General features: G+C 59.7%; 10 protein-coding genes. 6 read left to right on the forward strand and 4 right to left on the reverse strand.

Annotation, left to right across the window (positions count from 1 at the left end):
- Nucleotides 1-153: 153 nt before the first annotated feature.
- The 6 genes from FPT12_RS07345 to cobA all read left to right on the forward strand — a co-directional run bounded on the left by FPT12_RS07345 (nt 154) and on the right by cobA (nt 9647).
- Nucleotides 154-1365 (forward strand): NarK/NasA family nitrate transporter, encoded by a 1212-nt coding sequence (locus tag FPT12_RS07345; protein WP_145015336.1) that lies wholly within the window; start codon nt 154-156, stop codon nt 1363-1365.
- 7 nt (nt 1366-1372) lie between these two features.
- Complete coding sequence (locus FPT12_RS07350; protein WP_145015338.1) at nt 1373-3043, forward strand: bifunctional protein-serine/threonine kinase/phosphatase; 1671 nt, start codon at nt 1373-1375, stop codon at nt 3041-3043.
- A 335-nt stretch (nt 3044-3378) separates the two neighbouring features.
- Nucleotides 3379-5832 (forward strand): nitrite reductase large subunit NirB, encoded by a 2454-nt coding sequence (gene nirB / locus FPT12_RS07355; RefSeq protein ID WP_145015340.1) that lies wholly within the window; start codon nt 3379-3381, stop codon nt 5830-5832.
- Nucleotides 5829-6146 (forward strand): nitrite reductase small subunit NirD, encoded by a 318-nt coding sequence (gene nirD / locus FPT12_RS07360; protein ID WP_019689480.1) that lies wholly within the window; start codon nt 5829-5831, stop codon nt 6144-6146. The genes nirB and nirD overlap by 4 nt, the downstream gene beginning before the upstream one ends.
- Nucleotides 6146-8863 (forward strand): nitrate reductase, encoded by a 2718-nt coding sequence (locus tag FPT12_RS07365; protein ID WP_145015342.1) that lies wholly within the window; start codon nt 6146-6148, stop codon nt 8861-8863. Before nirD ends, FPT12_RS07365 begins: the two co-directional genes overlap by 1 nt.
- A 10-nt stretch (nt 8864-8873) precedes the next feature.
- Complete coding sequence (cobA, locus tag FPT12_RS07370; RefSeq protein WP_145015344.1) at nt 8874-9647, forward strand: uroporphyrinogen-III C-methyltransferase; 774 nt, start codon at nt 8874-8876, stop codon at nt 9645-9647.
- A gap of 105 nt (nt 9648-9752) precedes the next feature.
- Here cobA and FPT12_RS07375 read toward each other — a convergent pair whose 3' ends face one another.
- From FPT12_RS07375 to FPT12_RS07390, 4 genes are all read right to left on the reverse strand, one after another.
- Entirely contained in the window at nt 9753-10727 is a 975-nt protein-coding gene (locus FPT12_RS07375; RefSeq protein WP_145015346.1) for an OmpA family protein, read from the reverse strand.
- Nucleotides 10728-10834: 107 nt separating this feature from the next.
- The gene (gene sigX, locus FPT12_RS07380; RefSeq protein WP_075949123.1) at nt 10835-11425 is read right to left on the reverse strand and encodes an RNA polymerase sigma factor SigX; all 591 of its coding nucleotides are present in this window, start codon (nt 11423-11425) and stop codon (nt 10835-10837) included.
- A 90-nt stretch (nt 11426-11515) separates the two neighbouring features.
- On the reverse strand, nt 11516-12340 hold the full coding sequence (locus tag FPT12_RS07385) for a mechanosensitive ion channel domain-containing protein (RefSeq protein WP_008027407.1): 825 nt from the start codon (nt 12338-12340) through the stop codon (nt 11516-11518).
- Between the two features lie 2 nt (nt 12341-12342).
- Nucleotides 12343-12588: a hypothetical protein gene (locus tag FPT12_RS07390; protein ID WP_019689475.1), complete on the reverse strand. Its 246-nt coding sequence runs from the start codon at nt 12586-12588 to the stop codon at nt 12343-12345.
- Between the last annotated feature and the right edge of the window lie 18 nt (nt 12589-12606).

Below are 12606 nucleotides of genomic sequence, written 5' to 3' on the forward strand. Positions count from 1 at the left end.
CAAAGACGTCGCACACCCCTTTCGCGCATGCGCAGCGGGTTGCGGCGTTTTTTCGTTTTGGCCCCACAGCCCGGGGCCGGTGGTGCGGCCGTTGCGGCGCGCCACCGCAAAGCTCATGACTCCCTTCGAGACTCTTCACAGCTGAGGTGCGCGATGAATTCAAGCTTCTGGAAATCCGGCCATACCCCGACACTCTTCTCGGCCTTTCTGTATTTCGACCTGAGCTTCATGGTCTGGTACCTGCTTGGCCCGCTGGCAGTGCAAATCGCCGCCGACTTGCACCTGACCACCCAGCAACGCGGGCTCGTGGTGGCCACGCCGATTCTGGCCGGGGCGTTCCTGCGCTTCGTGATGGGACTGCTGGCAGATCGTCTGTCACCAAAAACCGCCGGGCTGATCGGTCAGGTCATCGTGATCTGCGCGCTGTTCGGCGCCTGGAAGCTGGGCATCCACAGCTACGAGCAAGCGCTGCTGCTGGGCCTGTTCCTCGGCATGGCCGGCGCCTCGTTCGCGGTCGCCCTGCCCCTGGCCTCGCAGTGGTATCCGCCACAGCATCAGGGCAAGGCGATGGGCATCGCTGGCGCGGGTAACTCGGGCACGGTGTTCGCCGCACTGATCGCCCCGATATTGGCGGCCTCATTTGGCTGGAGCAACGTCTTCGGCTTCGCGCTGATTCCACTGATCCCAGCGCTGATCATTTTCGCCTGGCTGGCGAAAAACGCACCTGAACGGCCCAAAGCCAAATCCATGACTGACTACTTCAAGGCCCTCGGTGACCGCGACAGTTGGTGGTTCATGTTTTTCTACAGCGTGACCTTTGGCGGCTTCATCGGCCTGGCCAGCGCCCTGCCCGGCTACTTCAACGACCAATACGGCCTGAGCCCGGTCACCGCCGGCTACTACACCGCCGCCTGCGTGTTTGGCGGCAGTTTGATGCGGCCACTCGGTGGTGCACTGGCGGATCGTTTCGGTGGTATTCGCACCCTGCTGGTGATGTACACGCTGGCCGCGACCTGCATTGCTGCCGTGGGTTTCAACCTGCCCAGCTCCTACGCTGCACTGGCACTGTTCGTCTGCACCATGCTCGGCCTTGGCGCGGGTAATGGCGCGGTGTTCCAGTTGGTGCCGCAGCGCTTTCGCCGCGAAATCGGCGTGATGACCGGGTTGATCGGCATGGCGGGCGGCATCGGCGGTTTCGCCCTCGCGGCGGGCATGGGGGCGATCAAGCAGAGCACCGGCAGCTATCAACTGGCCTTGTGGTTGTTCGCCAGCCTCGGTGTCCTGGCCTGGTTTGGCCTGCATGGGGTCAAACGCCGCTGGAGAACCACATGGGGCTCGGCCGCTGTGACCGCCGCGCGGGTATGATGCACCGATGAGCCTGCAATTGAGCTTCGCCGAGGCCAGTGCCATCGGTCCACGGGACGAAAACCAGGACGCCCTGCGCCTGGTCACGCCCGCCGCTGAACTGGCGGCGAGCAAGGGGTTTCTGTTCGCCATCGCCGACGGCGTCAGTCAATGCGCCGATGGCGGGCTGGCAGCCAGGGCAACCTTGCAGGCCCTGGCCCTCGACTACTACGCCACGCCGCAGACCTGGGCTGTGGCGCAAGCGCTGGACCGTCTGCTGCTGGCACAAAATCGCTGGTTGCAGGCCAATGGCGGCAGCCAGCCATTGCTCACCACCGTCAGCGCGCTGGTGCTGCGCGGTCGTCGCTTCACCTTGGCCCATGTTGGCGATTGTCGGGTGTACCGCTGGCACGCCGACCAGTTGCAACGCATCACTGAGGACCACGTCTGGGAACAACCGGGCATGCAGCATGTGCTCAAGCGCGCATTGGGACTGGATCAGCATCTGGTGCTGGACTTTCTCGACGGCGAGTTGCGCGCGGGCGAGAGTTTCGTCCTGCTGAGCGACGGCGTTTGGGCGACACTCGGCGACACCGCCATCGCCGCCATTCTGCGTGATCAACCCGACCTCGACAGCGCGGCGCAAACCCTGGTCAACGCCGCTCACCTGGCCGGCAGTCAGGACAACGCCAGTGCGCTGCTGGTGCGGGTCGACACCCTCGGCGAAACGAGCATCGGTGATACGCTGATCCAACTGCAGCAATGGCCATTGCCACCGCCGCTCAAACCCGGTCAGACCTTCGAGGGCTGGCACGTCGAGAGACTGCTCGGGCAGAGTCAGCAGTCGCTGATTTACCGTGTCCGTGATGGGCAGCAACAGCCCTGGTTACTGAAAACACTCCCCTCACAGCTGAACAACGACACAAAGGCCGCCCAGGCGCTGCTCTCTGAAGAGTGGTTTCTCAAGCGCGTTGCCGGTCGAAGCTTTCCGGAAGTTCACCCGGCGGCTCAACGTCAGCACCTGTATTACGTGATGCGCGAGTATCCGGGGCTGACCCTGGCCGAGCTGTTCGCGCAAAACGGCCCGTTGCCGCTGCCCCAATGGCAGCAACTGGCCGAACGTTTGCTAAGGGCGGTGGGCATGCTGCATCGGCGGCAGATCTTCCATCGCGATATCAAACCGGAAAACCTGCTGCTGGCTGATGACGGTGAATTACGGCTGCTGGATTTCGGCCTGGCGTACTGCACCGGTTTATCCGAAGACCAATCGAACGCGCTGCCGGGCACCCCTAGCTATATTGCCCCGGAAGCGTTCAACGGGACTCCACCGACACCGCAACAGGATCTGTATGCGGTTGGTGTGACGCTTTATTACCTGGCCACCGGGCATTATCCCTACGGGGAAATCGAAGCCTTTCAACGTCCGCGCTTTGGCCTGCCAATCAACGCCAATCGTTATCGGCCGGATTTACCCGACTGGCTGGGACAAAGTCTGGAACGTGCGGTATGCGCCGACCCGGCACAACGCTATGAAACGGCGGAGGAATGGTTGCTGCTGCTGGAACAAGGCGAACGGCGCAGTTTGAGTGTGCGCCCCAGGCCGCTGCTGGAGCGTGAACCGTTGAAGGTCTGGCGGACCTTGGCGCTGGGGTCGCTACTGATCAATCTGGTGCTGTTGTATCTGCTGCTCCATTCCTGAGTCAAACACCCCCCCTCGCCACAGGTCTTTTCCGCGCCATGACTGGGCGCCACGCTTTGATTTGGTGCAAAAAGCTCAAACCCGACACTGCTTAACGAAGCAAAACCCAACAAAACCGCGCCCTCCCCCGATTTGGCACGACCACTGCATTACCTTCTACACCATACATAAAGCCCGGCCTTCAACGACGAAGGGTGTGCTTCCCGAGAGAACGGGACCAGGACAAAGGCGTCCTCGCTAGGCAACTAGCGGGACGCCTTTTTTTGTTTGCGCAAAATTTGTCGAGCCAGCCTGACCGCCCTGATGAGGCAAGCCTGAGCTCCCCGGAGAACCTGATGAAAAAACTAAAACTGGTGATGATCGGCAATGGCATGGCCGGGGTTCGCACCCTGGAGGAATTGCTCAAGCTGAGCAGCGAGCTGTATGACATCACGGTCTTCGGCGCCGAGCCCCACACCAACTACAACCGTATTCTTCTTTCGCCGGTGCTGGCGGGTGAGCAGACCTTTGAAGAGATCGTGCTTAACGATCTTGATTGGTACCTGGACAACAACATCAAACTGCTGCTCAACCGCAAGGTGGTGGAGATCGACCGGGTCAAACGCCGGGTCATCGCCGAAGACGGCAGCGAAGCCGAATACGATCGGCTGCTGATCGCCACCGGCTCGACGCCGTTCATCCTGCCGATTCCTGGCAATACCCTGAAAGGCGTCATCGGCTACCGCGACATCGCCGACACCCAGGTCATGATCGACACCGCCAAGACCCACAAGCACGCAGTGGTCATCGGCGGCGGCCTGCTGGGCCTTGAGGCGGCCAATGGTCTGATGCTGCGCGGCATGCACGTGACCGTGGTGCACCTCGGCGAGTGGTTGCTGGAGCGGCAACTGGACAAAACCAGTGGTCAGCTGCTGCAAACCGCCCTGGAAGGTCGCGGCTTGCACTTTCGCCTGTGCGAACAGACCCAGGCCCTGCACGACGCCGGCAATGGCCGGGTCGGCTCGGTGCAGTTCAAGAACGGCGACATCATTCCCGCTGATCTGGTGGTGATGGCCGCCGGCATTCGCCCCAATACCGAACTCGCGGAAAAATCCGGCATCCCCTGCAACCGCGGGATTCTGGTCAACGACACCCTGCAAACCTATGACCCGCGGATCTACGCGATCGGCGAATGCGCCAGCCACCGTGGCATCGCCTACGGCCTGGTGGCACCGCTGTTCGAGCAGGCCAAAGTCTGCGCTAACCACCTGGCGCAACTGGGGTTTGCCCGCTATTCGGGCTCGGTGACCTCGACCAAATTGAAAGTCACTGGCATCGACCTGTTCTCCGCTGGCGACTTCATGGGCGGCGAAGGCACCGAAACCATCACCCTCTCCGACCCCATCGGCGGGGTCTACAAAAAACTGGTGATCAAGGATGACGTGCTGGTCGGCGCCTGTCTGTACGGCGACACGGCGGATGGCGGCTGGTATTTCCGGCAGATTCGTGAGAACCACGCCATCGGCGAGATCCGCGATCACCTGATGTTTGGCGAAAACACCATTGGCGATGTAGGCCATCAAGGCCAGGACAAAGCCATGGGCATGGCTGACAACGCCGAAGTATGCGGCTGCAATGGCGTCTGCAAGGGCACCATCGTCAAGGCGATTCAGGAACACGGGCTGTTCAGCGTCGACGAAGTCAAGAAACACACCAAAGCGGCCAGCTCCTGCGGCTCTTGCGCCGGACTGGTGGAGCAGATCCTGATCAACACCGTCGGCGGCGCGGCGGACGTCAAACCGAAAAGCGAAAAAGCCATCTGCGGTTGCAGCGACCTCAACCACGGACAGATCCGCCAGGCGATCCGCGAAGAGCATCTGCTGACCCTCTTCGGAACCATGACTTATTTGAACTGGCGCACCCCGAATGGCTGCGCCACCTGCCGTCCGGCGCTCAATTACTACTTGATTTCCACATGGCCCGGCGAGGCCAAGGATGATCCGCAATCACGACTGATCAACGAGCGGGCCCACGCCAACATTCAGAAAGACGGCACGTACTCTGTAGTCCCACGGATGTGGGGCGGTGTGACCAATCCTTCGGAGCTGCGGCGCATTGCCGATGTCGCCGACAAGTACAACGTGCCCATGGTCAAGGTCACCGGCGGCCAGCGTATCGACTTGCTGGGGATCAAGAAGCAGGATCTTCCCGGTGTCTGGAAGGACCTCGACATGCCGTCCGGCCATGCCTACGGCAAATCGATCCGCACGGTCAAAACCTGCGTCGGCAGTGAGTTCTGCCGCTTCGGCACGCAAAACTCCACGCAACTGGGCATTGAACTGGAGCATGACCTGTTCAACATGTGGTCGCCGCACAAGGTCAAGCTGGCGGTCTCTGGTTGCCCGCGCAACTGCTCGGAAGCCGGAATCAAGGACGTCGGAATCATCGGCGTCGACTCTGGCTGGGAGATGTACATCGGCGGCAACGGCGGGATCAAAACCGAGGTCGCGGAATTCTTCGTCAAACTGAAAACCGCCGAAGAAGTGCGCGAGTACAACGGCGCGTTCCTGCAGTTGTATCGCGAAGAAGCCTTCTACCTCGAGCGCACCGTGCACTACCTGCAACGGGTCGGCATGGAGTACATCAAGAAAGCCGTGCTGGAAGACCCGGAGCGCCGCAAAGCGCTCAACGACCGACTGCAATTCTCCCTGTCGTTCGAGCAGGACCCATGGAAAGAACGCCTTGAACAGCCGCAGCTGAAGAAGGAGTTCGATGTGATCCCCGTGAAAAACCTGGAGGTGCCGGCATGAACTGGCTGGATATCTGCGCACTCGAAGAAATCAACGCCCTGGGCTCGCGCATCATCAGCGGCCCCAAAGGTGACATCGCGATTTTTCGCACCAGTGACGACGAGGTTTTCGCTCTCGACGACCGCTGCCCACACAAGGGAGGGCCGCTGTCCCAAGGATTGATCTACGGCAAACGCGTCGCTTGCCCGTTGCACAATTGGCAGATCGACCTGGAGTCCGGTCAGGCCCTGGCGCCTGATGTCGGTTGCGCCCATCACCATCCGGCACGGGTGGAGAACGGTCGGGTCATGCTGGCTCTGCGGGAAGCAGGCTGATGAGCCGCCAGACGACCGCCTCGACCTGCTGTTATTGCGGGGTGGGCTGCGGCGTACTGATCGAGCATGACGGCGAGCAGATCCTCGGCGTCAGCGGCGACCCGACGCACCCGGCCAACTTCGGCAAGCTGTGCAGCAAAGGCTCGACCCTGCACCTCACCGGCGACCTCGCGGCACGGGCGCTGTACCCGGAACTGCGCCTTGGCAAAGGCATGGCCCGCAGCCGTACCGACTGGGACACCGCCCTCGATCACGCCACCAGCGTGTTCGCCGACACCATCGCCGAGCACGGCCCGGACAGCGTGGCGTTCTATATCTCCGGGCAACTGCTGACGGAAGACTATTACGCCTTCAACAAGTTGGCCCGGGCGCTGGTCGGCACCAACAACATCGACAGTAATTCGCGACTCTGCATGTCGTCGGCAGTGGTCGGCTACAAGCGCAGCCTGGGTGCCGACGCCCCGCCGTGCAGCTATGAAGACCTTGAGCTGAGCGATTGCGTGATGATTGTTGGCAGCAACATGGCCTACGCCCATCCGGTACTGTTTCGCAGACTGGAAGAAGCCAAATCCCGCCGACCACAGATGAAAGTCATCGTCATTGACCCTCGACGTACTGACACCTGTGACCTCGCCGACCTGCATCTGGCCATTCTGCCGGGTACCGATGTCGCACTGTTCCACGGGATTTTGCACCTGCTGCTGTGGGAAGACTGGGTCGACCGCGAGTTCATCAAAGCGCACACCGAAGGCTTGGCCGAGCTGAAAAACCTGGTGCGCGATTACACCCCGCAAATGGTCGCGCAACTCTGCGGAATCAGCGTTGAACAGCTGCAGCAATGCGCCGAGTGGGTCGGCACCTCATCGAGTTTTCTCTCGCTGTGGTGCATGGGGTTGAACCAGTCCACCGCCGGCAGCGCAAAAAACAGTGCACTGATCAACCTGCACCTGGCCACCGGGCAAATCGGCCGGCCTGGCGCTGGCCCCTTCTCGCTCACCGGTCAGCCGAATGCCATGGGCGGGCGCGAAACCGGCAGCTTGTCGAACTTGTTGCCTGGTCATCGCGAAGCAGCCAATGCGCAACATCGCGCCGAAGTGGCGGCTTACTGGGGTGTCGAAAAATTACCTGACACCACCGGACTCACCGCCATTGAACTGTTCGAACAGGTCCAGAGCGGCAAGATCAAAGCATTGTGGATCGCCTGCACCAACCCGGCGCAGTCGCTGCCGGATCAACAAACCGTGCGCGCTGCATTGCAGGCTTGCCCATTCGTAGTGCTGCAAGAAGCCTTTCGTACCACCGAAACCGCCCCCTTCGCCGACCTGCTGCTGCCAGCCGCCAGTTGGGGTGAGAAAGAAGGCTCGGTGACCAACTCCGAACGGCGGATTTCCCACGTTCGCCGCGCCATCAACGCACCGGGTCAAGCGCGCCCCGACTGGGCGATCACTGTGGATTTCGCACAACGCCTGGAGCAGCGTCTGCGTCCAGGACAGCCCAGCCTGTTTGCTTTCGAACAACCGGCGCAGGTCTTCGATGAATATAAACAACTGACGCGCGGACGCGATCTGGACCTCTGCGGGATCAGCCATGCGCTGCTCGATCGCCTCGGCCCACAGCAATGGCCGTTCCCGGACGGCGCCTTGAGCGGAACGCCACGGCTTTATGTGGACGGGATTTTTCCGACCGAGAGTGGCCGTGCACAGTTTGTCGCCGACCCGTATCGTGCCGCCAAGGAGCAACGTGACGCACGCTTTCCGCTGACCCTGATCACCGGGCGCCTGCGCGATCAATGGCACGGCATGAGCCGCACCGGCACGGCTGCACAATTGTTCGGCCATGTCAGCGAAGCCCTGTTGAGCCTCCACCCTGATGAACTGTGTCGGTATCGGCTGCAGACCGGTGACCTGGTCAACCTCAAAAGCCGTCGAGGCAGCGTAATCGTTGCGGTCGGCAGTGATGACAGCGTGCGCCCGGGCCAGGCGTTTCTGCCGATGCACTGGGGAGACCGTTTCCTCAAGGGTGGCGTCAATGCGGTCACACAGCCGGCATTCGACCCCCTGTCGAAACAACCCGAACTCAAACACAGCGGAGTGCGTATCGAACCGATAAAGCTGCCATGGCATTTGTTCGCACTGGTTGAGGGCGATGTTCAGCAGCATTTTGAGACCTTACGACCGCTCTGTGAGGACTTTTCCTACATCAGCCTCAGCTTGGCTGGCCGTGAACGCCCAGCGCTGCTGATACGCGCTGCCAGCGCCCTGGCACCCGACCCGCAACGACTGCATGACATCGATCAACAACTGGGGCTCAACGATGGCCCTGTCCTGGCCTACGACGATCCACGGCGCGCCATTGGCAAACGCGTGCGCATCGAACAGGGCCGGATTACCGCCATTCGCCTGGCCGGTGAAACCCTTGCACAACACTGGCTGCAAAACCTCTGGCTGGAAGGCCGTGCCGACGAACAACTGCGGCGCTGGCTGTTGGCGCCGTTGAGCACGCCACCCGGCAGTGCGGGCTCATCCGTCAGCGCCACGAAAACTCTGTGCAACTGCAAGAACGTCAGCGAAAGCGCGGTGTGCGCCGGCATTCGCAGTGGCCTGGATTTGCAGGGCCTGAAACAACAACTCGGTTGCGGCACGCAATGCGGCTCCTGTGTCCCGGAAATCAAGCGTCTGTTGGCGGCCAGCGTGCAGCCCATCGCAATCACCTCGTGAGGAATAGAACATGAGCGCAAAAGTCTGGTTGGTGGGTGCAGGTCCCGGTGACCCTGAATTGCTGACCCTCAAAGCTGTACGGGCGCTGAACGAAGCCGATGTGGTGCTGATCGATGACCTGGTCAACGACGCGGTGCTGGTGCATTGCCCGCAGGCGCGAATCATTGCGGTCGGCAAACGTGGCGGCTGTCGCTCTACTCCGCAGGCGTTCATTCATCGCTTGATGCTGCGTTATGCCCGCCAAGGCAAGTGTGTGGTACGACTCAAGGGCGGCGATCCGTGCATTTTCGGACGCGGTGGCGAAGAAGCGCAGTGGCTACGCGAGCGCGAGATTGAAGTGGAGTTGGTCAATGGCATCACCGCCGGCTTGGCCGGCGCAACGCAATGCGATATTTCCCTGACCCTGCGCGGCATCGCCCGCGGCGTAACCCTGGTCACCGCGCACACTCAGGACGACAGCGAGCTTAACTGGGGAGCCTTGGCCCAAAGCGGTACGACGCTGGTGATTTACATGGGTGTGGCGAAATTGAGCTCCATTGGCGAGCAATTGCTCGCCGGTGGGATGGCGGCTGATACGCCCGTAGCGATGATTGAAAATGCTTCATTGCCTCACCAGCGCGAATGCCGGAGCAACCTGACTGCTATGCAGGAAGACGCCCACAGCTTCCAACTGAAAAGCCCGGCGATCCTGGTGATCGGTGCGGTGGCTGCCAGTGACAACGCCAAGAGATCGCAGCCTGCGACAGCTTCTACAGAAGAGTTCTGGAGCGCTAACCTCGCATAGGTGCCCTCGAAAGTTCGAGCCGCGTTCGGACGATCTTTCAAAAAACCAAATCGCAGGCAAAGAAAAGCCCGGCCTAAGCCGGGCTTTTCCGAACTACCAGGCTAATTACTTAGCGGTAGCTTCAACCTGCGCTTCTACGCGACGGTTTGCAGCGCGGCCAGCGTCAGTGCTGTTGTCAGCAATTGGGCGGGACTTGCCATAACCAACCGAGTGAACGCGGTTAGCTTCAACGCCGTCTTTGACCAGAACTTGCTTAACAGCGTCAGCACGACGCTGGGACAGCTTCTGGTTGTAAGCGTCAGGACCGACGTTGTCGGTGTGACCTTCAACTACGGTGGTGGTGTTCGGGTACTGCTTCATGAAGTCAGCCAGGTTCTTCACGTCGCCGTAGCTGTTTGGCTTAACAACAGCCTTGTTGAAGTCGAATTTCACGTCCAGTTGAACGCGAACAACTTCAGCAACTGGAGCTTCTGCCACTGGCTCTGGAGCCGGTGCTGGAGCTACTGGAGCCGGAGCAACTTTGCCGCCAGTGCCGCCGAAGTTAACGCCCAGGCCGATCAGAGCCTGGTAGTCCCAACGACCGTTGTCCAGCTTGTAGTCAGCTTCAACGCCGGCACGAGCGTACAGGTTGTCGGTCATGTACCACTTGGCGCCAGCACCAGTGGTCAGGTAGGTGGACTTGTCACGACCAGTGTGACCGTCAGCAGCGACGTTGGTCATGCTGCCGTGGGATACACCGCCTTCAACGTAAGGACGGATAGCGTCGCCAACGGTACCGAAGTGGTACTGGGATTTCAGGCCGAAGTGATCGCCTTTGATCCGCTGGTTGCCAGTGTCAGTGTCCGAACGGGTGTATTCGTCTTTGCGGTAGGTTGCGTTCACAGAGACGTCGTCGGTCAGGAAGTAGCCGATCGAGACGCCAGGAGTGCGACCGTTCTCGTAGGAATCGACGCTGTGGTTCCAGGTTTTGCCCCAGAACGCCTCACCTTCGACCGCGCCTTGGCCTTGTGCCAGAGCGCCGAACGAAGTAGCGGCAATAAGAGAACCAATGGCCAAGCCCAAGGTGTTTTTCAGTTTCATCCGTTAAATCCCCATCTGGTGATTGTAAAGCAGTCCCGCAAACCGGGGGACAACTCGGCGGCAAGTCTATCAGAACTTGCCTACACGTAAGAAATATTTGCGCTGAACTAAGTTTCAGCGATGCCTGCAAATTTCTCACGCAATTTGTCAAGAGCGCGTTTGTACCGCATTTTCGTTGCACTCAAACCCATGTGCATGATGTCCGCGATCTCCTGAAACTCCAACTCTGCGACAAATCGTAGCACTAGAATTTCTCGGTCAATCGGGTTCACATACACTAACCAGCGATCAAGTCCACCCTTTTCCTCAGGTTTCGGCGCCTTCTCTTCAGACGCTTCCTCTAGGGGGTCCAGACTCAAAGCATCCATCAAGCGACGCTTACGCCGTTCCTTCCGATACTGTGTGATGCATTCGTTGTACGTGATGCTGTAGAGCCACGTTTTGAACTTCGATTTGCCCTCGAAGTTCTTCAACCCGTACAACACCTTCAACATCACTTCCTGACAGACATCATCTGCATCACGATCGTTCCCAAGATACCGTGCACAAACGTTAAATAATGTTCTCTGATAACGCCGCATCAGCTCTTCGTAGGCGCGCGTCACGTGAAACAGCTCCGTGTGCGAGCGCGCGACCAACTCCTCATCAGAGAGCTCGCGGGGGTCGTAGCGCATGGATAGCGATTGGGCTTTATTCAAAACAAGTCGGGCCGACAGTCAGGTCAATGTCCGCCGCAGCCCATCGTATCGGGCATTTTGCGGCGGCATACATTAGCAGGGTTTGCCGGGTTAGCGGCTACTAACATGCTGTTCCAGGAGGATCCGATTGGAAAGTGAGACTAGCTCACCCTCATCGGTCAGCAATGTAGTTTTAACCGTGCCGATCTCTTCGATCTGACCTTCGACCTCACCAACACGCACTTGTTGCCCAACCTGATACAACTCACGCACATAGATTCCAGCAAGAATCTGACCGGCGATTTCCCGGCTTCCCAACCCCATGGCCAAGGCAACTGCCAGACCAACGGTAATCAAGACAATCACGATCACATGGTTCAGCAGGTCTGTTTTGACCTCCAATTGACTGATCGCGACCGAAATACTGATGATGATCACCAGGCCTTGAGCGATACGCCCAAGACCTGCTGCGTAATCCAGCCCTACGCCTTCTGCGGCGCCACGCACCAGCCCATTGGCCAATTGTGCGAGCAACACGCCCACCAGCAACACCAGCGCGGCACCAAATACTTTCGGTAAATACAGTGCCAGCATGTCGAGCGTAGCCGAAACTCGCTCCAAGCCAAGGGATTCTGCAGCAGAAACCAGAAAAATCAGCAAAACGAACCAATAAACGATCTTGCCGATCAGCGTAGAAATCGGCACCTGCAGGCCCGCACGGGACAGCAGTTTGGTCAAGCCAGTCCCGCCCATCAAGCGGTCCAGGCCCAGTTTTGCGAGCAATTTCGAGAGCAGGGTGTCGAGCAGCTTGGCTACGACAAAACCCAGCAGAAGCACTACCAGTGCGCCGAACAGGTTCGGAATGAAGTTCGCTACCTTGGTCCACAACGCAGTCATTGCCGTGACGAGGCTCTGAGTCCAGAGATCAAGTTCCATATTCAATCAGCCTTATCAGCAGTGCGGGCAGCAGGTTTATGACGGGAAACCGGCAAGACATGGGCCGATCCGTTATTCAGGGCGATCATCAGCGCGGGCAGCCAGCGGCCCAGCAGGCTGAACAGATCACCGGCACCAACCTGGCGGTTGGCGGTTTTCAGTACACGCCCCAGACAGGCATCGTCGTCACGGGTGGACGGTGATGCCTTGAGCATGTCGCGCAAGGACTGTTCAAACGGATCGTGCATACGCACCTCTCGTGATAT

It is taken from the genome of Pseudomonas sp. H3(2019) (assembly GCF_007713465.1).
Taxonomy (GTDB): domain Bacteria; phylum Pseudomonadota; class Gammaproteobacteria; order Pseudomonadales; family Pseudomonadaceae; genus Aquipseudomonas.